Annotated in this window: 18 protein-coding genes and 1 pseudogene; 8 read left to right on the top strand and 11 right to left on the bottom strand. The window is 69.2% G+C overall.

The window, feature by feature from the left end:
- Together E6R60_RS09585 and E6R60_RS09580 are read right to left on the bottom strand one after the other, a co-directional pair.
- Positions 1–337 (bottom strand): carboxyl transferase domain-containing protein (locus E6R60_RS09585; protein ID WP_276613952.1); only part of this gene is annotated, 337 nt, incomplete at its 3' end.
- 111 nt (positions 338–448) lie between these two features.
- Positions 449–673, bottom strand: coding sequence for an acyl-CoA carboxylase subunit epsilon (locus E6R60_RS09580; RefSeq protein ID WP_136325988.1), 225 nt, complete (start codon positions 671–673; stop codon positions 449–451).
- 246 nt (positions 674–919) lie between these two features.
- On the opposite strand from E6R60_RS09580, the gene E6R60_RS09575 reads away from it, so the two are divergent.
- Positions 920–1,918, top strand: coding sequence for a ScbA/BarX family gamma-butyrolactone biosynthesis protein (locus E6R60_RS09575; protein ID WP_136325987.1), 999 nt, complete (start codon positions 920–922; stop codon positions 1,916–1,918).
- On the opposite strand, the gene E6R60_RS09570 is transcribed toward E6R60_RS09575, so the two are convergent.
- The gene (locus E6R60_RS09570) at positions 1,904–2,800 is read right to left on the bottom strand and encodes an NAD(P)H-binding protein (protein WP_136325986.1); all 897 of its coding nucleotides are present in this window, start codon (positions 2,798–2,800) and stop codon (positions 1,904–1,906) included. The two genes, E6R60_RS09575 and E6R60_RS09570, sit on opposite strands and share 15 nt — an antisense overlap.
- A gap of 216 nt (positions 2,801–3,016) precedes the next feature.
- Between E6R60_RS09570 and E6R60_RS09565 the strand changes: the two genes are divergently transcribed.
- Complete coding sequence (locus E6R60_RS09565) at positions 3,017–3,697, top strand: ScbR family autoregulator-binding transcription factor (RefSeq protein WP_136325985.1); 681 nt, start codon at positions 3,017–3,019, stop codon at positions 3,695–3,697.
- A 500-nt stretch (positions 3,698–4,197) separates the two neighbouring features.
- Here the strand turns inward: E6R60_RS09565 and E6R60_RS09555 are convergent, their stop codons facing one another.
- The 3 genes from E6R60_RS09555 to E6R60_RS09545 all read right to left on the bottom strand — a co-directional run bounded on the left by E6R60_RS09555 (position 4,198) and on the right by E6R60_RS09545 (position 10,952).
- The gene (locus E6R60_RS09555; protein ID WP_136325983.1) at positions 4,198–5,772 is read right to left on the bottom strand and encodes an FAD-dependent monooxygenase; all 1,575 of its coding nucleotides are present in this window, start codon (positions 5,770–5,772) and stop codon (positions 4,198–4,200) included.
- A 582-nt stretch (positions 5,773–6,354) separates the two neighbouring features.
- Positions 6,355–8,133, bottom strand: a complete 1,779-nt coding sequence (locus E6R60_RS09550) for a ThuA domain-containing protein (protein WP_136325982.1) — start codon at positions 8,131–8,133, stop codon at positions 6,355–6,357.
- Complete coding sequence (locus tag E6R60_RS09545) at positions 8,130–10,952, bottom strand: PQQ-dependent sugar dehydrogenase (protein ID WP_136325981.1); 2,823 nt, start codon at positions 10,950–10,952, stop codon at positions 8,130–8,132. The genes E6R60_RS09550 and E6R60_RS09545 overlap by 4 nt, the downstream gene beginning before the upstream one ends.
- 635 nt (positions 10,953–11,587) lie before the next feature.
- On the opposite strand from E6R60_RS09545, the gene E6R60_RS09540 reads away from it, so the two are divergent.
- Both E6R60_RS09540 and E6R60_RS09535 read left to right on the top strand, forming a co-directional pair.
- Positions 11,588–12,964, top strand: coding sequence for a glycoside hydrolase family 76 protein (locus E6R60_RS09540; RefSeq protein ID WP_136326043.1), 1,377 nt, complete (start codon positions 11,588–11,590; stop codon positions 12,962–12,964).
- 49 nt (positions 12,965–13,013) lie between these two features.
- Positions 13,014–13,840 (top strand): IS5 family transposase gene (locus E6R60_RS09535; RefSeq protein ID WP_240802471.1). Its coding sequence is split into 2 segments (ribosomal slippage): positions 13,014–13,374 and positions 13,374–13,840, totalling 828 coding nucleotides; the frame shifts between segments, so codons are not numbered across the junction.
- Here the strand turns inward: E6R60_RS09535 and E6R60_RS09530 are convergent.
- The 3 genes and pseudogenes from E6R60_RS09530 to E6R60_RS09520 form a co-directional block, all read right to left on the bottom strand.
- Positions 13,837–14,178 carry a hypothetical protein gene (locus tag E6R60_RS09530; RefSeq protein WP_136325980.1) on the bottom strand — a complete coding sequence of 114 codons (342 nt, stop codon included), beginning with the start codon at positions 14,176–14,178 and terminating at the stop codon, positions 13,837–13,839. The genes E6R60_RS09535 and E6R60_RS09530 overlap by 4 nt on opposite strands.
- Before the next feature lie 150 nt (positions 14,179–14,328).
- Positions 14,329–14,845 (bottom strand): annotated as a pseudogene (locus tag E6R60_RS09525) (IS5 family transposase); the annotation flags it as partial.
- Positions 14,846–14,918: 73 nt separating this feature from the next.
- Positions 14,919–15,200: a hypothetical protein gene (locus E6R60_RS09520; protein WP_136325979.1), complete on the bottom strand. Its 282-nt coding sequence runs from the start codon at positions 15,198–15,200 to the stop codon at positions 14,919–14,921.
- Between the two features lie 21 nt (positions 15,201–15,221).
- On the opposite strand from E6R60_RS09520, the gene E6R60_RS36630 reads away from it, so the two are divergent.
- A complete protein-coding gene (locus tag E6R60_RS36630; RefSeq protein WP_168713555.1) occupies positions 15,222–15,398 on the top strand; it encodes a hypothetical protein in 177 nt (58 codons plus the stop codon).
- 60 nt (positions 15,399–15,458) lie between these two features.
- On the opposite strand, the gene E6R60_RS09515 is transcribed toward E6R60_RS36630, so the two are convergent.
- Positions 15,459–16,385 (bottom strand): NADP-dependent oxidoreductase, encoded by a 927-nt coding sequence (locus tag E6R60_RS09515; protein ID WP_136325978.1) that lies wholly within the window; start codon positions 16,383–16,385, stop codon positions 15,459–15,461.
- A gap of 145 nt (positions 16,386–16,530) precedes the next feature.
- Between E6R60_RS09515 and E6R60_RS09510 the strand changes: the two genes are divergently transcribed.
- Both E6R60_RS09510 and E6R60_RS09505 read left to right on the top strand, forming a co-directional pair.
- The gene (locus E6R60_RS09510; protein ID WP_168713573.1) at positions 16,531–17,553 is read left to right on the top strand and encodes a helix-turn-helix domain-containing protein; all 1,023 of its coding nucleotides are present in this window, start codon (positions 16,531–16,533) and stop codon (positions 17,551–17,553) included.
- Between the two features lie 365 nt (positions 17,554–17,918).
- Positions 17,919–18,779, top strand: coding sequence for a helix-turn-helix transcriptional regulator (locus tag E6R60_RS09505; RefSeq protein WP_136325976.1), 861 nt, complete (start codon positions 17,919–17,921; stop codon positions 18,777–18,779).
- 306 nt (positions 18,780–19,085) lie between these two features.
- Here E6R60_RS09505 and E6R60_RS37290 read toward each other — a convergent pair whose 3' ends face one another.
- Positions 19,086–19,436, bottom strand: coding sequence for a transposase family protein (locus E6R60_RS37290; RefSeq protein WP_240802470.1), 351 nt, complete (start codon positions 19,434–19,436; stop codon positions 19,086–19,088).
- Between the two features lie 576 nt (positions 19,437–20,012).
- Between E6R60_RS37290 and E6R60_RS09490 the strand changes: the two genes are divergently transcribed.
- On the top strand, positions 20,013–20,480 hold the full coding sequence (locus tag E6R60_RS09490; protein WP_136325975.1) for a hypothetical protein: 468 nt from the start codon (positions 20,013–20,015) through the stop codon (positions 20,478–20,480).

Below are 20,480 nucleotides of genomic sequence, written 5' to 3'. Positions count from 1 at the left end.
CGCCGCCGAAGATCCGGAAGTCGTGTGCGTACACGAAGACCGTGCGGCCCTCCACCGTGCCCCAGCCGGTGATGACCCCGTCGGTGTACGGCTTCTTCTCCTCCAGGCCGAACCCGGTCGCCCGGTGACGGCGCAGCTGCTCGACCTCCTTGAACGAACCCGGGTCCACGAGCAGCTCGATGCGCTCACGCGCCGTCAGCTTCCCCTTGGCGTGCTGCGCCTGGGTCGCGCGGTCGCCCGGTCCGCGCCGGGCCTGCTCGCGCAGCGCGAGCAGCTCCGCCACACGGCCACGGGCATCGCTCGGCTCGCCGGACCCGGCGAGCCTCCCCACCGACATGCCCCAGCCCCTCTCGATCTTGCCTCTCGGCATTGAACCACGTTTAAAAAACCACCTAAGCGGTTTTCTGCTCACAGGCTATCTGGCTGCGGTAACGCACTTCCGGCCGCCCTAACGCCAGCTCTGCGGCGCCCGGTACGGGGCCTGTTCCCAGCGGCGCCACCCGGCCGGGCGGCCCTCCGCACCGTCCCTGCGCGCACGGCCCTCCACGCGATTGCGCGCGAGCACCGAGAGCAGGGCCGCGTTAAGCGCGCTCAGTTCGTCCTGATTCGCCCTACCACGCTCCACTCGCGCCACCCCGGCCACTCCGGCCCCCTCCAGGCGGAATCCACTCATGAAGGCCTCCCTCCTCGTCAAAAGACTCTGGAGCAGGAAACTCGAGCGGTGCTCGAGCGGCGATCGCGGGGGCCGCCCCGGCCGGGAGCACGGCGCGCGGGCCGCTCAGCAATCACAAGCGGAGCTCGCGGTTTCGCTTCCGCCCGGCCTCAAAGGACGGTAGAAAGTAAACCGGTTGGTATGTATCTTTGGTGGCATCCCGCGAGGGGCTCACCGGTTATCCGTCACCGTTGTTTTGGGGGAAGAATGACTGCTGCAACGATCCAGCCGGCTCACCCGCTCACGAACGAGGCATCTGCACAGGACACCCGGTCGGCCTCGTCGATCGCGCCTCCCCTGTTCCGCTTCCCGTCGCTGACGACCACGGTCCCCAAGGAGTTCGTGCACCGGGCCGCCGTCGCCGAGGTCATGCTCACCGACTGGAAGCGCGAGGACGACGCCCACTTCAAGGTGACGGCCCAGTGGCCCCGCGGGCACAGCTTCTTCAGCCCCATCGGCGCACACCACGACCCGCTGCTGGCGGCCGAGACGATACGTCAGGTGGGCTCGCTCCTGGCGCACGCGGAGTTCGGTGTTCCCTTCGGCCACCAGTTCCTGATGTGGGACCTCGAGTACGCCGTCGAGCCCGACCAGGTCCTCATCGGCGGCACACCCGCATCGCTCGACATCGACATCACCTGCACCGAGATCAAGCGGCGCGGCAGTGCCCTGACCGGACTGCGCTACGAAGCGGTGATCCACCGCGACGGGAAACCGGCCGTCCGCGGAGGCGGCTCCTTCACCTGCACCACACCGGCCGTGTACCGCAGACTCCGGGGAGAGCGCTGTCGCGCCGAGGCCCGGCCCCGGCTCCCCCTCATGGCCCCCGCCTCGCCCCAGAGAGTCGGACGCATGTCCCCCATGGACGTGGTGCTCTCCCCCGCCGGGCAGACCAACCGCTGGCAGCTCAGGGCCGACACCCGCCACCACGTCCTGTTCGACCACCCCGTCGACCACGTTCCGGGCATGGTGCTGCTGGAGGCAGCCCGCCAGGCGGCGGCAGCGGCCCTCGACAGCTCCGCGATGCTGCCCATCGGCATGGCGAGCGAGTTCCACCGGTACGCCGAACTGGACACGCCCTGCATGATCCAGGCTCAGCACCTGCCCGCCACGGCCGGCGCCGGAAAGCCGGTGCTGGTGACCGCCCACCAGGACGGCGACCTGGTGTTCACCTGCACGGTGAAGACCCTGTCACCCGAGAGCTGACCCGCTCGTGCCGCTGCCTTCGCTCTCATGAGGCCGACTCGGGGCGAAGGCGCCGGCATGGTCCCCGGCCCACTGGGCGAACGACCGCGCGCACCGACCCGTCACCTCGCGGACCCCGCTTCCCACAGCCGCCTTGGCCCCCTCCCGCTGCCGCCGCGCACTGCTCAACAACGCCTCCGCCAGCTCGGGCGGGTAGCGGCGCAGCAGCGCAGCACGCGCTTGCCGCGGCCCCAGTTCCTCGAAACGCAGCGACACCCCGAGCACCTGCGCGAGCAACCGTGTCTGTTCAGCCGCACTGATCGCCTCCGGCCCGGTCAGGGTGTGGGCCGCACCCTCGTGTCCGTCCCCGGTGAGCGCCCGCACCGCCACTTCGGCGATGTCGCGCGGGTCGACACACGCGTTCACCGACGTCCCGTACAGAGCCCGCACGGCGCGCTGCGAACGGATCGGCTCCGCCCACGACAGGCAGTTGGACATGAACGAACGAGGCCGCAACAGGGTCCAGGCCATCCCGGACTGCCGCAGGACGTCCTCATTGGCACGCTGCCAGCGGGTGATCAGGTCGTCGGCCCGGGCATCGGTGACCGAGGCCGCGGACAGCATCACGACGTGACGCACACCTGCCGCCCGCGCCGCCCGAAGGAAGACGGCGCCTTCGTCACCGCCGACCCGGCTCGTGACGAGGAAGGCCTTACGCACCCCCCGCAGCGCCCGCGCCAGCGACTGGGGGCTGGCGTAGTCCCCGGCCACCACCTCCGCTCCGGGCCGCACGGCCGTAACGCCCGCCGGGTTCCTGGTCATGAGACGCAGCGCCACACCCGGCGGGAAGCAACGCACCACTTCCCTGCCGACCGTCCCTGTCGCACCTGTCACCAGAATCACCGGACCCCCTCCCTCGCCGTCCCCGCCCCCCGACCGGGGCGGGGAAGCAGACCACCGCGCCGGGCTTCGAGAGGGCTTCACCCCCGCGAGGCGAGTCGATCATGCTCCACCCCCGTTCGCCGCGAGCGCCCGCCACTGTAAGATACATACTAGCCGGTTTTTTTCATGCGCTACGGTGTCTTCAGTGCAGTAGTCATGTAAATGGAGGAGGCGAGAGTGGCGAAGCAGGATCGAGCCATCCGTACACGTCAGACGATCCTGTCGGCAGCGGCGCACGTGTTCGAGAAGCACGGATACCAGGCCGCCACGATCGCCGAGATACTCAGCGAGGCCCAGGTCACCAAGGGAGCCCTGTACTTCCACTTCCAGTCCAAGGAAGAGCTCGCCCAAGGGGTGCTCAGCGAGCAGGAACAGCGCCTGGGTGTCACCGAACACGCCTGCAAGACCCAGGAGCTCGTCGACGTCATCATGCTGCACGCCTACCGGCTGCAGACGGACCCGATGGTCCGCGCCGGAGTGCGGCTGTCCCTGGACCAGCAGGCCCACGACCTCGACCGCAGCGGCCCCTTCCTGAACTGGGGCGAGGTCCTGACAAGGCTCCTCGACCAGGCCCAGGCCCAAGGAGAGCTCCTGCCCCACGTCGTACCCCGGGAGACCTCCCACGTCCTGGTGGGCTGCTTCGCCGGCGTCCAGGCGATGTCCCAGGCGCTCAGCGGCTACCAGGACCTCGCCGAGCGCGTCTGCTCCCTGCTGCGCCACCTGCTGCCCAACGTGGTACTCGCCTCCGTCCTCGCCTCGGTGGACATCTCACGCACCCGGGGAGTAGCGGTCTTCACCGAGCTGACCGAGATGCCCCACGAAGAAGCCCTCGCCCAGGAGGCCGTCGCCACGGCCTGAGGACTGCCCCGCAACTCCTGATGGATCAGCGCGCCGCGTCGGATGCGGCGCATCGCAAGACGAAGAGACGCCCGCATACTCGATGTATCCGGGCGTCCCGACAACGCGGCGAGGCGCCGGAGCTGTCCTCGCGCGCCCGCCAGGAATAGGGACAGCCCTCAGGGCGAGTTCCGAAAGCAACGCCGTCCGCCCGAAGGACGGGCCCCAAGGCGTCTGGTGCGTGCGATCGCAAGGCGTGGAAACGGTCTCGTAGCGGAGCCACCAGGGCACTTCCACAACGCGGCGAGCATGCGTGCCAGACGCCGCAGGGCAGACGGGACTTTTCGAAACGCGCCCTAAGGGCTGTCCCGCAATTCCTGGTGGATCAGCGCGCGGCGTCAGATGCGGTGCATCGCAAGGCGGAGAGGCGCCCGCATACTGGATGTATCCGGGCGCTTCGACACCCGCGGCGAGGCGCCGGAGCTGTCCTCGCGCGCCCGCCAGGAATTGCGGGACAGCCCTTAAGCCGGCACCCCCTCCAGGCCGGGGGCCGCCCCCGGGCCGGGGGCCGGCACCTCCTCCAGGCCGGGGACCGGCCCCGGCCCCGGGCCGGGGGCCGCTCCGAAGAGCGCTGCCAGCGCGTCGGCCAGCGGCCCGCCGCCGTCCGATGCCCAGGCGACATACCCGTCGGGACGCACGAGCACCGCCGAGTACGGCACCAAGCCCGCCGGCCGGCAACGCACCACACGCAGGGACCGCTCCCAGGCCCGTGCCGTCTGCGCGTAGCGCCCGCCTCCCTCACCGAAAAGCAGCAGGAGCGGCTCACCACCCTCCCCCAGCAGCCCGATCAGGTCCGACGGGCCCTTGGCGGTGATCAGCTCGATGTTATGGAGAAAGGTCCCTTCGTGAGGGGACCCATAACGCGGGCTCGCCGGCAGCACAGTGTCCTGGGCGCTGATCATCCCGCTGAGGAAATCATTGCCCCTGCCCGACTCCAAAAGCCCGGTGAGCAGCGTCCGCAGGGAGTCGAGCTCGGTACCGGGCCCCATCAGCGCGACCTGCGCACGGGTGTTGTCGACGACCTTCTGGGCAGCGGGCCGGCGCTCCAGACCGTACGTGTCGAGCAGCCCGTCGGCCGCGGCACCCCGCACCACGAGACCGAGCTTCCAGCTCAGATTGAGAGCGTCCAGCACTCCGGTGCTCAGACCCTGCCCACCGATCGGGAAATGCACGTGCGCGGCGTCCCCGGCCAGAAAGAAACGCCCCGCACGATACGTCCGGGCAAGCCGGGTGAAATCACTGAACCGGCTGAGCCAGCGCGGGGCGCTCATCGTGACCGCGTGCCCGACGATCCACGCCACCTGACTGCTCAACTCCTCAAGGGTGAGCGGAACATGCCGGCGCGAAGAACCATCGCCACACGCGAGCGTATGGACAAGGGTATGCCCGTCAAAGCCCTTCTTCGTGATCAGCCAGCCCCTGGGCGTGCGATGCCAGCCCACCGGAACCGCCTGATCGTCCGGAATACGGACCAGACCCATCATCGCGGACATCGTCGGCGCACTGACATCGGAGGCGATCCCCGCCATCTCCCGGACCGTGCTACGGGCACCATCCGCCCCCACCACATACCCAACACTGAACCTCCGACGCCCCTGCGGAGCCTCCGCGACCACCCCCACACCATCACCGTCCTGCACCAACCCCGTCACCCGGTGCCCGCGCAGCACCCGCGCACCACTGGACCGCGCCCGCCCCTCGAAAAGCCGCTCCAGCTCAGCCTGCGGACACTTCAGGATCGGACCAGGCTCCCTCTCCGGAGCCGTGATCGACAAACCCGGAATACCGGCAAAATGAAACGGCACAGTACCCCCACCACCCCCCGACACAGACCCCGGCCCGAAAAAATAACCACGCCGGGCCAGACACTGAACCGCCCTCGCATGAAGAGTCGTCGCCTTAGGCCTCTCCACCGTCACCGCCCCCGACTCAAGAACCACCGTATCCACACCCTGCGCAGCCAACTCCCCCGCAACCAACATGCCGACCGGACCACCCCCCACCACCAACACCTGCGCACACACACGCCCACCCATCCCCAACCTCCCCCTCCATCACGCCCGGAACAACCCGGCCACCAACAGACACACAGAAAACAACCACAAACAGACACGCAAGAAACCACCCCACCCCCTTCTCCCCACGGAAACCCTCCCCACCAAAAATATACCGGTTGGACGGTTCTTTGCAACGGGCCCACGGGCCCTCCCACCCCACCCCACAAACAAGAACCTCACCCCAAACAAAATGCCTCACAAACGAAACACAGAGACGAAGAACGAAGGGACGAAGGGGCGAAGGGAGGCGCGCGAAGACCCAGTGGCGGACGTACTCAAGAAACCGCGCCAGACTGTCGGCCACCTTGTCGAACTCTGCATCGTTCAGGGACGCGGTCCGAGACCGGTGGATCGTGCCGCCCCGGTCTGCGACACAGACGCTCTACGGCGAGAACGCTCGACGGCGCGTGACGCGGCACTCAACGGCTGAGGGGGGGCGCTGGCATGAGGGACGGCGGCAGGGCGCTTCGGCGTCGCACCCTGCCGCCGTCACCGGCCCAGCGCAGCGGCCGGTCCCGCCGTCGGCGCCCTCCGCGCCGATGACGGTGTCGAGCGGGTCACTCAGCTGGGGAGGACCCATTTCTGGTTGGCGCCGGTGCCGCAGGTCCACAGGTGCAACCTCGTGCGGTCGGCCGAGGAGACACCCTCCGCGTCCAGGCACTTGCCGGACTGGGGATTGCGCAGCGTCCCGTCAGCCGCGGACGTCCACTTCTGCGCCCCGGAGCCGTTGCACCCGTACAACTGGACCTTGGTCCCGTCCGCCGTACCGCCGCCACTGACGTCCATGCACTTGCCGAGTGCCCTCAGCGTGCTGTCCGTACCCACCGTCCACTTCTGCGCGGCCGTCTGATTGCACGTGTACAACTGGATCTGCGTCCCGTCCGCCGACGACGCCCCGTCCACGTCCACACACTTGCCACCGATTCCCGTGATCGCACCCTCCCGAGGACCGGACGCGCCGCCGAGTTCCTTGATCCGGACGTTGCGGAAGGACACGTCGTCGCCGTCCCCGTGGTTCTGCAGACCGATGTGGCCCTGCCGGAGGCTTCGGAGGGGGTCGGTGTTGGTGAAGTCGTTGACCCGCCGGCCGTTGAGGAAGACCTGGAGGCGCTCGCCCTCCACCCGGATCTCGTAGGTGTTCCACTCCCCCGGCGGGTTCAGGGCCGCGTCACGGGCGGCGAGGTCGGCGGACTTGAATCCGTAGACGGAGCCCGTGGTGCGGTCGGGGGTGTCGGTGGCGTCGATCTGGATCTCGTAGCCGGTGTCGACGGCCGACCAGGGGTCGTCGGAAGCGGGAAATCCCACGAAGACACCGGAGTTGTCGTCGCCGGCCTGCCGCCAGTCGAGCTTCAGGGAGTACGACGTGTACTCCCTGGCCTGGTACCAGAGGAGACCGAGGCCGCCGCGCGAGGTCAGCGTGGCGTCGGATTCGGCGAACGAGCCCGGACCGGCCTGCTTCCAGCCGGTGGTGCCCGACGTGCCGTAGAGCATGGTGTAGCCGGTCTCCGGACGGCAGTCGGCCTCGTTCAGCTCGGCCGCCCAGCGGATGCCTCCGAGCAGATGCCGGCGGAAGGCCGGGTCGCTGTACGAGTCCTCGGTGTGCCCGCCGCCGGTGTAGAAGGCGCGCCCTCCGGCGTAGTCCTTGCACCACGCGATGGGGTGGTCTCCGCTCATGCTGCCTCCGCTGTAGCTGGTCTCGTCGAGCGAGGCGAGCACATGGGCGGAGGTACGCGGGTTGGTCCGGTAGTTGTACCACTCGTCGGTCCGCTGCCAGGTGGGGCCGAGGTGGGCGGTGGCGTCGTGGGCGCGGTCCTCCACCTTGACCTTGGCGGGCTGAATGGCCGGGTGCGACTGGAAGAGGGCGCCGGCCAGGCCCGCGTACCAGCTCCAGTCGTACTCGGTGTCGGCCGCCGCGTGGATGCCGACGTAACCACCGCCGGCCGCCATGTATCCCTCGAAGGCGGTCTGCTGGGACGCGTCGAGGACGTCGCCCGTGGTGGAGAGGAAGACGACGGCCTCGTATCCGGCGAGATTCGACGGGGTGAAGGAGCCGGCGTCCTCGGTCGCGGTGACGGTGAAGTTGTTGGCCGCGCCCAGCTCGCGCAGGGCTGTGAGGCCTTCGTCGATGGAGGAGTGGCGGAAGCCGGTGGTCTTGGAGAAGACGAGCACGTCGTACGCGGGGTCGGCGGCCGTCAGCACCGAGGCGGATGCCGGGCGTTCCAGGGCTGAGGGCTGGGGGGCCGCGGTCGCGGCCGCCGCGGGCGGGGCGGTGACGCCGAGCAGGCCGCAGGCGGCCCAGCAGGCGAGGCGTCCGAGGGGTCGGTTCGGTCGTCGGCTCATGGCAGGATCCATTTCTGGTTGGCGCCGGTGCCGCAGGTCCACAGGTGCAACCTCGTGCGGTCGGCCGAGGAGACGCCTTCCGCGTCGAGGCACTTGCCGGACTGGGGATTGCGCAGCGTCCCGTCAGCCGCGGACGTCCACTTCTGCGCCCCGGAGCCGTTGCACCCGTACAACTGGACCTTGGTCCCGTCCGCCGTACCGCCGCCACTGACGTCCATGCACTTGCCGAGTGCCCTCAGCGTGCTGTCCGTACCCACCGTCCACTTCTGCGCGGCCGTCTGATTGCACGTGTACAACTGGATCTGCGTCCCGTCCGCCGACGATGCCCCGTCCACGTCCACGCACTTGCCACCGATCCCCGTGATCGCACCCTCCCGAGGACCGGACGCGCCCGACGTGGTGACACTGAACTCATCCACGTCGAAGAGGGAGCCGCTGCCGCCCTTGAAGACGAGGTGCAGCGTGGTGGTGCCGGCCGGGCGGTTGGTCAGCTTCGTGGACACGTCCTGGAACGTCTCCCAGCTTCCCGTGACGGGGACAGCCACGGAACCGAGCAGAGTGCCCGTGGGCGAGCCTGCGCGGACCTCGAGCGTGCCGCCGGCGCCGGCGGAGGAGACACGGGCGGTCAGCTTGGTGGCGTTGTCGAGGGCGTAGGGCTTGAAGGAGATCCAGTCGCCGTTCTCGATGTTGCCGACGGTCTTGCCGCCGTGGGCGGCGGTGTGGCTGACGACCGACACCCCGGCGGAGCCGCCGTAGTGCTCGGCCTGGCGGTGGCTGGGCTGGCTGATGTGCTCGTCGTGCGTGGTCAGGGCGGGCTGCCCGTTCGCTCCCTTGTCGGTGTACTCGGCGTCCCAGACGCCGAAGATGTTGGCGTTGGGGTCGTGCTCGCCGTCGGCGATGGTCTGCACGGTGCCGGAGCAGCCGGTGGCCGAGGTCTGCGGGTGGCCGTGGCTGTCGTGGCCGATGATGAAGGTGACCTTGACCTTGGAGCAGTCGATGGTGCCGTCCTCCGGATCGGTGACGGTCACCTTGAAGGGCACCGCTGCGCCGGGGTCGATGATCCGGCCGTCGAGGGGCAGTTCCAGCTTCACGGTGGGCGCGGTGTTGCCCACGGTGACGGTGACGGAGGCGGTCGCCGTCCGGCCGGTGCCGTCGGAGACGGTCAGTTCCGCGCTGTACTGGCCATGGGCGGTGTAGGTGTGGGCGGGGTCGGCCGCCGTCGACGTACCGCCGTCTCCGAACTTCCAGGCGTAGGACAGGGGGTCACCGTCGGGGTCGGAGGTCCCGGCCGAGGAGAACTTCACGGCGAGGGGGGAGGTGCCCGAGGTGCGGTCGGCCGAGGCCTGTGCGAGCGGGGACCGTCCGCCGCTGACGTTCTCGATGCGGTAGACCGCGCTGTTCTCGTCCCCGTTGAAGTAGCCGGTGCCGTAGTCGAGCACGTACAGCGCACCGTCGGGGCCGAAGGCCATGTCCATGACCTGGGTGCCCTGCCAGGGGAACGCGTTGATGGACTGTACGGTGCCGTCACCGGCCTGCTCGATGCGCTTGATCCACTTGCGGCCGAACTCGCCCGCGAAGAAGTCCCCGTCGAAGCTTTCCGGGAACTTGACCTCGGAGGTGGAGGCAGCGTCGTAGTGGTAGACCGGTCCCCCCATGGGCGACTCCGACCCGCTGCCGAACTCTGGGACCGATCCCCCGTCGTACGGGATCCACGCGGGCTGGACCGCGGGGAGGTCGGTCAGGCCCGTGTTGTTCGGCGAAGTGTTCTTGGGCGCCGAACAGGAGAACGCGGCGCCGGACACCGACGTGGCGAAGTTGTAGTCGATGTAGGCGTTGTTGTTTCCGGTGCAGTAGGGCCAGCCGTAGTTGCCGGCCTTGGTGATGCGGTTGAACTCGACCTGCCCGGCGGGCCCGCGGGTGGCACTGGCGGTGCCCGCGTCGGGGCCGTAGTCACCGAGGTAAACGATGCCGGTGGGCTTGTCGACGGTCATCCGGAAGGGGTTGCGGAAGCCCATGGCGTAGATCTCGGGCCGGGTTCTGGCGGTGCCGGGGGCGAAGAGGTTGCCCGCCGGCACGGAGTAGCTTCCGTCGGCGTTGACCTTGATCCGGAGGACTTTGCCGCGCAGGTCGTTGGTGTTGCCCGCCGAGCGCTGGGCATCGTAGGCGGGGTTGCGAGTGGGCCGCTCGTCGATGGGGGTGTAGCCGTCGGAGGCGAAGGGGTTGCTGTCGTCACCGGTGGAGAGGTACAGGTTGCCCTGGGCGTCGAAGTCGATGTCACCGCCGACGTGGCAGCACAGTCCCCGGCTCGCGGGCACGTCCAGGACCTTCTTCTCGCTGGCGGTGTCCAGGGTGCCGTCCGGCTTCAGGACGAAGCGGGAGAGCCGGTTGACGCCGTCGAAGGGGGCGAAGTCGGCGGCCGAGCCGTCCGCCGGGGCGTCTCCGGAGGGAGTGGAGAGCTTCGGGGCGTAGTAGAGGTAGACGAAGCGGTTGGTGGCGAAGGCCGGGTCGACGCCGACGCCCTGGAGACCCTCCTCGTCGTGCGAGTAGACGTCCAGCTTGCCGGCGACCCTGGTGGTGCCGGCCGCGTCGGTGAGTCGCAGGGTGCCGTCCCGCGAGGTGTGCAAAACGGATCGGTCGGGCAGGACCGTGAGCGTCATCGGCTCACCGGTCTCGGCCACCCCCTTGGCAAGGGTGACCTGCTGGAACTCGGGTGCTGCCGGGGCCGCTTCGGCCGGTCTCTGCTGGGCCGTGAGGGCTCCCGTCGCAGCGAGCAGGGTGCCGGTGAGCGCCGCTAAGGGCCGGGCAAGTCTCCTGTGCACGCGCATCCTCCGTAAGTCAACGGGGCTGGGGGGTCTCGCACAGGCGCGCGCCGTCGCGCCGGGAACACGGTCGCCCCGGGAGGGAGTTGGGCGACGCGTCCTTGTTATCCGGTACAGACCAGGAAGGTAATGGCTTTTCCATCAACCGGAAACCCCTTTGACGCGCCAGACCCGGACTTCTATCTATGGGGGGACAAAGTCCCGCCCTCCAGCCGGCTGCCGCCAACTGCGCGCTCACGGGCGGATGTTCATGGAAGCGCACACTCCCGCCCAGCCGCGGAGGCGCCGCCGAGCACCTTCGGGCCAGCCGGGCGCGGCGCCGCAGGGCGACGGTCACCGCGACCTCCGGGGCCGTCGCACGGCCCGGAGGCCCGAGCGGGTGTGGACGCCCCGGCGAGGCGGAGCGATCCGGGGCGCCGACCCCCGCCGCCACGGAGGGCGGCGGGCAGGTGCGGTCGAGGCGTTGACGTGGCCATGCCGCCTAGCTAGTTTCAGGAATCGCCCTCCCTCACTCGGCAGCGCATCCCCCACCCTGGCCAAACGTTTCGGGAGTCTCCCTCATGAAGCCGATCAGGTCCGCTCCGACCGCCTTCCTCGCTATTCTGACAACGTTGTCTCCCCTGCTTTACTCCGGGATGTCGGCGCCCTCCGCCGCCGCGGCGACGGCGGTCGTGTGCAACACGTCCTGCGACGCCCGTGACCCGTCCTCAAGTCCCCAGGACCGCGTTCCCGTCACCGCCTCGGTCTCCGGGCGGTCGATCGCGCTGCACTTCGACGACGCGGACGCGATGGGCTGGGCGTCCATCGACTACGGCGGGCCGGGCGATCGCGTGTGGCTGGACCGGTCCATGGACGGGGGCCGGACCTGGGACGGGGGCAGCCGCCTCGGCGACACCGCCGTTCCGTCCGGAGGCAGGGGCTGGCGCACCCAGATGTACAACGTGGACGACTGGAACACGAAGGGGGTCGGAGCCCTTCGGGCCTGCGGGCAGCCGGCCGGCGGAGCCATCGCGTGTACGCCCTGGGCACGGACCACCTGGAACGCGGGCAGCCGCAGCACCGCGGCAGCCACCGCCCTCATGATGTCGTTCGACCGGAACAGCAAGCTGTTCGGCGGCAACGGCTGGTGGACCGCCGCGAACGCCCTGACCGCGGTCATCGACAACAGCCGGATCAGCGGCATGGGCAGCTACACCTACGCCATCGCCGAGACGTACGACAAGAATGTCAACGCACAGGGAGGCCAGTTCCGCAACGAGTATCTCGACGACACCGGATGGTGGGGCCTGGCCTGGGTCGCCGCCTACGACGCGACCGGCGACAGCCGCTACCTGAACACCGCACGGGCCGACGCGGACCACATGCACGCGAACTGGAACGACACCTGTGGTGGTGGGGTGCGCTGGAACACGAACGGCAACTACAAGAACGCCATCACCAACGAGCTCTACCTTAGGCTCACTTCGGCCCTGCACAACCGCATCCCAGGTGACACCGCGTACCTGGACCGAGCGAGGAGCGAGTGGAGCTGGTTCAAGGCCAGCGGCATGATCAACGGAGACCATATGATCAACGACGGTCTCTCCAGCGGCTGCGCCAACAACGGCCAGCCCACCTGGTCCTACAACCAAGGCGTCGTCCTGGGCGCACTGACCGAGCTCCACAGGGCCACCGGCGACGCGGGCCTCCTGACAACCGCACGCGAACTGGCCGACGCCTCCACCACGGGACTCGAAACGGACGGAGTTCTGCGTGAACCGGGCGAGGGCGACAGCTGCACGGGCGACGGGCCCGGCTTCAAGGGCGCCTACGTCCGCGGCCTCGGCGCGCTCAACCGCCAGTTGTCCGACCATCCCTACACCCCCGCCCTCACCCGCTGGGCGAACAGCGCCTACGACCACGACCGCAACCCGCTCGACCAGTACGGCCCGCACTGGAGCGGAGGCACCGGCACCACCGACTACGGCTGCCAGCAGAGCGTCCTCGACCTCCTCAACGCCGCTGCGGGCTAAGAACTCCTAACGAAATGATCTTCGAAGTGGTTGGATCACTCCGGGAGCGATGATCCGGGGGTGTGGGGTGGCTCGGCCGAAGCCGTGGGATGTCGATGACGAGCTCTGGGCGGTGGTCGAGCCGCTGCTGCCGAAGGTGGAGCGGCGGGTCCGACATCCGGGGCGGAAGCGGCATCCGGACCGGCTGGTCTTTCAGGGCATCCTGTTCGTGCTGCACACCGGGATCGCTTGGGAACACCTGCCGCAGGAACTCGGCTTCGGCTCTGGCATGACCTGCTGGCGCCGTCTGGCCGCGTGGACCGAAGCCGGGGTGTGGCCCCGACTGCACCAGGCGCTCCTGGCCAGACTCCGCAGCGCGGACGCGCTGGACTTCTCCCGGACGGCCGTCGACGGCTCCCACATCCGGGCGCTAAAGGGGGGCCCAAGACGGGACGAAGCCCTGTTGACAGGGGCAGAACCGGCAGCAAGCATCATCTGATCACTGATGCCACTGGCCTCCCGCTCGCCGCCACGCTGACCGGCGGCAACCGCAACGACGTCACCCAGCTCATCCCACTTCTCCAAGCGGTGCCGCCCGTGCGGGGCAAGCGGGGCCGGCCCCGGCGCCGCCCGGACATCGTGCTGGGCGACCGCGGCTACGACCATGACAAGTACCGCCGCCTCGTCTGGGCCCTCGGCGTGAAGCCAGTCATCGCCCGCCGGGGCACCGAGCACGGCTCAGGGCTGGGCACCCAACGCTGGGTCGTGGAGCGTGCCTTCGCGCATTTGCACTCGTTCCGTCGCCTACGAATCCGCTGGGAGATCCGCGACATCCACGAAGCCTTCCTCACCCTCGGATGCGCACTGATCTGCTGGCGACGCCTGACGAAGCTCTAGTCGCAATCGCGGCTGTCCAAGGTGGCGCTGAAGCCATGGTCCTGAAGCACCGGGAACGTCTGCACTGCGCCGGACAGCCATGCGTCGATCTCTTCGTGGGACGACCTGATGGCGCTGACCAGTTCCATGACGACGTCCAGCTTCTGCTGGCCGACATTCAGGCGCAGTTCCGCAACCGATACCTCCCGATACGGCATGCTCAGCTGCCACCAGAAGCGCATGAGATACCGGCACTCCTGCGGCTCGCGATCATCCGCCAGGCGACTGGCGATCACCGCCTGAACGCACTGCCGCTGCTCAGCGTCGCGGAATCCGTCTCGAAGGTCCGTCAGAGTCACGGCCGGACAGTACCAACCGCGCTCACCGGCAAACCCGGCGAGGTCATTCCGTTAGGAGTTCTAAGAGACCCGGCCGCAGGGCGCCTGGGCCGGCGGAGAGACGGTGGACCGGGAACCGCGCGACCTGGTGGACGCGGCTAGGAGGTCATCTCATTTGGCGAGTCTGCGGTAGCAGATGAGGGTGCAGGCGATGCTGGTGAAGGCGAGGAAGTGGTCGGCCTTGCGTTCGTAGCGTCGGTGGAGGCGGCGACAGCCGGCGAGCAGGCCATGGTGCGTTCCACGGTCCAGCGGTGGCGGCCCAGCCGTTGCGAGGCCTCGACTCCCTTGTGGGCGATGCGGTGGGCGATGCCCCGGCCGCGTAACCATCGCCGCAGGTGGGCGTAGTCGTAGCCCTTGTCGGCGTGGAGCTTGCCGGGCTTGCGCCGTCGCCGGCCGCGGCGCGAGCGGATGGGCGGGATGCCCTTCACGAGCGGGATCAGGGCCTGGCTGTCGTGCAGGTTGGCCCCGGATATCCCGACGGATATGGGCAGCCCCGACCGTTCCGTGATCAGGTGGATCTTCGAGCCGTACTTGCCCCGGTCGACAGGATCGCTCCGGACGGGCCGAACGACGCTGAAGGCAGCTGCTGCCAGGTACAACCTGACGTTGCCACGAACACGACGGTCGCCGTGGCCGCGCTCAGGCTATGGCTCCGCAGCTGATCTGCCCGTCCGCCTTCCGAGTCGCGCATCCCTCAACCATCACAACAGCGCGCCCACGGCCATCAGCACCAACATGACGAGGGCCACCGCCGTGAGACAAAGCAGAACCATCCGCCTGCGCTGCACGTCCTCCGGCATGCGGTCGCTGAAGTCGGCCCGCTTCGGCTTGTTCGGGTCGTAGACCACCCTCGTCAGCACCGGCGGCTCCGTGGACATCCCGCGGCGCCACAGAGTGTGGTGCCCTCCGTCCGCCACGAGATACCCGTACTGCACATCGATCCTGCCGTCCCTGGGGGTTGTCCTGCTCACCTCGGAAGCCATGACCTGCACCCTCGCGCACGAGTGCAGTGCGCTGGGGCTGGCCCTCGCGGAGCCATCGCGAAGCTTTCCGACGGCACGGAGGACCGCGTCGGCTACGAGCGGGACAGCTTCCACTTGTGGATCGACGCGGACAAGGACAGCTGTGACACCCGCAAGGAGGTCCTGCTCGCCGAGGCCGGGGCGCCCGATGTGCGCTGACACGCGGTGAGTGGCTGTCGCTCCACCTGCCCGCAGCCGGACCGGCCGGGGCGGCCTGCGTCAGGCGACGCTCAGGACGATCTTCCCGGTGGTGCGGCCCTGCTCGCCGATCTCGTGCGCCTTCGCGGCCTCGGCCAGCGGGACGACGGTCTCGACCACGGGCGTGAGCGCGCCCCGCTCGGCCAGGGTGGCGATTTCGCGCAGACCCAGGTGGTCGGGCTCGACCAGCATCCACACCGCTCGCACGTGGCCGGGGACGTCAGCGGGGACGTCGTCGGGACCGGGCAGGGTGATCAGCAGGCCGCCCGGGCGCAGCACCGTCAGGGACCGCTCGGCGTTCTGGCCGCCGAGCCCGTCCAGCACCACGTCCACGTCTCCGACGGCGTCCTCGAAGCGGACTTTGCGGTAGTCGATCACTTCGTCCGCGCCCAGCTGCCGCAGCAGGTCGTGCTTGTGGGCGCTGGCCGTGCCGATGACGTACGCGCCGCGGGCCTTGGCGATCTGCACGGCCAGGTGGCCGACTCCGCCGGCCGCCGCGTGCACCAGCACCCGCTCACCGGCGCGCACCGCGGCGGTGTCCACCAGGGCCTGCCAGGCGGTCAGCGCGGCCAGCGGCAGCGCCGCCGCCTGCACGTGGGTGAGGTTCGCCGGCTTGGGCGCGAGGTGGCGGGCCGGGGCGACGACGTACTCGGCGTAGGCGCCGGCCTGCCGCGGGAACAGTGGCATGCCGTACACCTCGTCCCCGGGGCGGAATATCCCCACGCCCGGTCCGACGGCCTCCACGGTGCCGGAGACGTCCCAGCCGACCGCCGGAACCTCGCCCCACTGGATCAGTGCCCCGCTGGCTCGGGTCTTGAAGTCCACCGGGTTCACACCGGCCGCGTGGACCCGCACCAGGACCTCATTCAGGCCTGGCTCGGGCCGGGCGACCTCACGCTCCACGAGCATCCCCGGTCCGCCCCACTGTTCCACGACCACTGCACGCATGCTGTCCGCCTCGCTCTTTTCCGTCTTGATCGGCTACCGGCCGCCCGGGTCCTTCCCGCCGCGACGCAGTCCACGATCCGGCACCCGCCCCCACCATGGTGTTGGCCTTCTGGCCACTATGTGACAGGATCTGGCCATGAGCGAGATGCAGTGGCCGTGCACCGACCCCCGCCCCGACCCGAGCGCCGACGCGGCCGGGCGGCACCGCATCGCCGTCCTCGCCCTGCCCGGCGTCCCACCCTTCGAACTCGGCATCCCCTCCCGCGTCTTCGGCAGCGTCCTGGACGCCGGCTCACGCCCGCTGTACGAGGTCACCGTCTGCACCGCCGACGGCGCCCCGGTCCTCAGCGACGCCGGGTTCACCGTGCAGCCCGCGGCCGGTCCCGAGGCCCTGGCCGCCGCGGACACCGTGATCGTCCCGCCCACGCACGCCATGCCCGAGCTGGGCCGCGGCGGCCCGCTGCCGCCCGAGGTCACCGCGGCCATCGCCGGCATCCGGCCCGGCACCCGCCTGGTGTCCATCTGCACCGGCTCCTACGTCCTGGCCGCCGCGGGCCTCCTCGACGGCCGGCCCGCCACCACCCACTGGAACCTCGCCCCCGAGTTCCGCCGCGCCTACCCCCGCGTCAAGGTCGACGAGGAGGTCCTCTTCGTCGACGACGGCGACGTCCTGACCTCCGCGGGCGTCGCCGCCGGCGTCGACCTGTGCCTGCACATGATCCGCCGCGACCACGGTGCCGCCGCCGCCAACCGCGCCGCGCGCATGTGCGTCGTCCCGCCCTGGCGGGACGGCGGCCAGGCCCAGTACATCGACCGCCCGGTGCCCGAACCCACCGTCGCCGCCACTACCGCCACCCGCGCCTGGGCTCTGGAACACCTCGGCGAACCCCTCTCCCTGAACCGCCTGGCCGAACACGCCCGGATGAGCCTGCGCTCCTTCACCCGCCGTTTCCGCGACGAGGTCGGCATGACCCCCGTGCAGTGGCTCACCGTGCAACGCCTGGAACTGGCCAAGCAGTTGCTGGAGACCACCGACCTGTCCATCGACCTGGTCGCCCACCGCTGTGGCTTCGGCTCCACCAACTCCCTGCGCGCCCACATGCGCACCGCCTTCGGTGTCTCACCCGCCTCCTACCGCCGCACCTTCCATACCGACGACCGGGTGTAAGCGGGCGCCTGAGGACACATCAGCGCCGCACATACCCGCTCCTCGGGCCGGCCGGGATCCGCCCGATCATCCGCTGCCGGTGCCCCCTCCATCGGTGAGGGCGTCCCTGAACGGGTGAGCTGGCGTTCCCGGGGACGTCTCGGCGGCGGCGAAGGCGTTCGCGCGCGGCAGACAAAAAGCCCTTCCCTCCGGCGCCGCGTTCCTTGAGCTGCTGGGAGCCGGTCTCAACTTCGTCGAGCGGCAAATTACACGGTCACAATCCGTTTTGGCCGCCGTCGACCCCGGTGGCACGGCGCGTGATCATCAGCCGGTGCTGCGTGCGAACCTGGCGCACGCAGTGGTGTGGAGCTGGAGGTAGACCGCCCGTGACGGCGAACAACGACCCCACCGTCAGGAGACGGCGCTTGGGAGCGGAGCTGCGTCGGCTCCGTATGGCCAGCGGACTGACCGGCACGCAGGTGGCGGCGCACCTGCTGATCTCCCAGGCCAAGGTCAGTCATATGGAGACCGGCCGGCGTGCCGTCCGTCCCCGCGACGTGCGCGACCTGTGCAAGCTCTACGGCGTCGCCGACCGGAATGTCGTCGACTTCCTGATGGAGCTGGCCAGGGAGTCGGTCCGGCAGGGCTGGTGGCACGCCTACGGCGACATCCCCCACAGTGTCTACATCGACCTGGAAACGGAAGCCGCCTCCATCCATACCTACGAGTCCATGGTGGTCCCGGCTCTGCTGCAGACTCCCGCCTACGCGGCCGCGGTCATCGAAGAAACGATCCCCCTGGTCACGGTCGAGGAGGCCGCCGCGCGGCTCAAGGTGCGGCTTCGCCGTCAGCACCGGATCTACGACCCCGCCCGCCCTTTGCGTCTGTGGGTCGTCCTGGACGAGTCAGCCCTGCGGCGCGTCGTCGGCAGCCGGGAGATCATGCGTGAGCAACTGGAGCACCTGCACACGCTGAGCACCGAGCCACACATCACCGTCGAGGTCCTCCCCCACACCGCGGGCGCCCATCCGGGCCTCACGGGGCAGTTCTCCCTCCTGGAGTTCCCCACGAGCCGTCAGACGGTCGTGTATCTGGAGAGGTTCACCAACGGCCTCTGCCTGGAAAGGCCGGCCGACGTGCGGCAGTACCACGCGCTTTACGCCCGCATGCAGAACCAGACCCTCAGCCCGGGCCACACCCGGCACTTCATCACCGAGGCCATCAAGCTCTACCCGTCTGGGCGCTAACGAGCTCGCGCATGGTTGGGGTGAGGGCGGGTTCAGCTTGTAGCTGGCGTTTTGATCACGCGGGCGTGACGGGCCGTACGAGTGCCTTCGTGCGGTGGGTTGCTTGTTGGTCGGTCAGGAGTCCGGCGAGGGCTCGAATGGTGTCGGCAGGTTGTCTCGTCGGGAGTGGTGTCGAGCGAGGGCCCTCCAGTTCTCAAGGTGGGCGATGCCGTGTTCGACGGGGATTCTGGCTGAGGAGTGGGCGAAGCGGGCGGCTTCGTGGTGTGCCATCAGCCATTGCAGATGTTCGAGGTGTTTGCCGCGACGTTAGCGCGGCGGGGTGACGACCTGGCCGTAGGTTTGCGCCGCGAGGCCCTGGTAGCCCGCGTCGGCAAGGATCCGCAGGTCGATAGTGTCGGCGAGCAGGTCGATCAGCCCGGCGTCACGTGCCTGGGTGACATCGGTGACGGATCCGGCCCGGACCTCGCCGCAGAACAGTGGTCGTCCGCGCTCATCAGTGACGACGAGGGCTTTCATGGCGTTGATGCGACTCTTGCCGGAGATGAACCGGCTGCGTCCACCACGGTGTGCGCCCGGGCGGCGGACCCTGATCTCGGTGGCATCCATCAGCGCGGTCTGGCCGGTGGCACCGAGATGGGCGATCACATCGGCAAGCATGCGAAGGCGCAGGCCACCTAAGGGCTGTCCCGCAATTCCTGGTGGATCAGCGCGCGGCGTCAGATGCGGTGCATCGCAAGGCGGAGAGGCGCCCGCATACTGGATGTATTCGGGCGTTTCGACAACGCGGCGAGGTGCCGTAGCTGGCGTCGCGCGCCCGCCAGGAATTGCGGGACAGCCCTTAGATGCGGCAGCCGCGGTCGGCGAGCAGAGGCCGTATCTCGCCGACCGCACGGGTGGTGGTCGAACGGTCCACCTGAAACCATCGGCGGCGACCCAAGCCGCTGGGTTTCGGCGTACAGCGCTGCAGCCCTCACCGCGAGGTCCTCGTTCGTTGGCGCCGAGACGCCGAGTCTTTGAGCGAGCCATCCGTACGCCATCAGATCCGGATCGTCGAACCGTGCGGAAAACGCGCTCGCGGCATGGGAAGATCGCCCCTCGAAGGGCCCTCGTGATCGTGCGTACCGGAAACCCAAAAAACTCCCATCACCGCAGTTCACAGGGCACTTACTCGTTTCGAGAAACCCTCCGCAGGTATCAACCCGGTGGATCCAGGCTGAAGCGAAGGAGGTGACCGTGGCGCAGGTTGTGCGACGACAGCGCGTGAGCGCGTATGTGGGGTATCACGCGTTCGGATTGCAGGAGTCCAACGACGGGGACCTTCCAGTTCCGTTCCCTGACGCTTTCCAACGGAATGCCTTGATCAGCACCCATCCAGGGCGCTTGGACATCACGAGCGGCGGCCACACGCATACCGCCACGGTGGACGTCGAGGTGTGGGACGCAGCTCCACCGCAGGATCCAGTCGGCTGGGATGAGCAGGGCGAGGGCGATTTCGAGTCGGCAAGTGGACAGGTTGCCGTGTGGTCCACGCACACGGGCCGCACGGACGACGTCATCAGGCTGGCGGACACAGGAGGTTCCTGGCGTGTCCGGGTCAGCTGTGTCGGCCGGGCTGAAGCCGCCGCCCTGGCGGAGGGCGAAGGCACCGGTTTCGGCGTGGAGCGTTACCTCATCCAGTTCTGGGCCAAGGGTTCGGCGTAG

Source organism: Streptomyces sp. A0642, from assembly GCF_004795105.1.
Taxonomy (GTDB): domain Bacteria; phylum Actinomycetota; class Actinomycetes; order Streptomycetales; family Streptomycetaceae; genus Streptomyces.
The sequence above is the reverse complement of the archived record's forward strand: the minus strand, read 5'-3'. Positions and strand labels throughout refer to the sequence as shown.

Bases quoted from the DNA above. Each gene is read 5' to 3' on its own strand.
- E6R60_RS09580 (WP_136325988.1), bottom strand. From the start codon at position 673: ATGAGTGGATTCCGCCTGGAGGGGGCCGGAGTGGCCGGGGTGGCGCGA.
- E6R60_RS09575 (WP_136325987.1), top strand. From the start codon at position 920: ATGACTGCTGCAACGATCCAGCCGGCTCACCCGCTCACGAACGAGGCA.
- E6R60_RS09555 (WP_136325983.1), bottom strand. From the start codon at position 5,772: ATGGGTGGGCGTGTGTGTGCGCAGGTGTTGGTGGTGGGGGGTGGTCCG.
- E6R60_RS09550 (WP_136325982.1), bottom strand. From the start codon at position 8,133: ATGAGCCGACGACCGAACCGACCCCTCGGACGCCTCGCCTGCTGGGCC.
- E6R60_RS09540 (WP_136326043.1), top strand. From the start codon at position 11,588: ATGTCGGCGCCCTCCGCCGCCGCGGCGACGGCGGTCGTGTGCAACACG.
- E6R60_RS09520 (WP_136325979.1), bottom strand. From the start codon at position 15,200: ATGGCTTCCGAGGTGAGCAGGACAACCCCCAGGGACGGCAGGATCGAT.
- E6R60_RS09515 (WP_136325978.1), bottom strand. From the start codon at position 16,385: ATGCGTGCAGTGGTCGTGGAACAGTGGGGCGGACCGGGGATGCTCGTG.
- E6R60_RS09510 (WP_168713573.1), top strand. From the start codon at position 16,531: ATGCAGTGGCCGTGCACCGACCCCCGCCCCGACCCGAGCGCCGACGCG.
- E6R60_RS37290 (WP_240802470.1), bottom strand. From the start codon at position 19,436: ATGCTTGCCGATGTGATCGCCCATCTCGGTGCCACCGGCCAGACCGCG.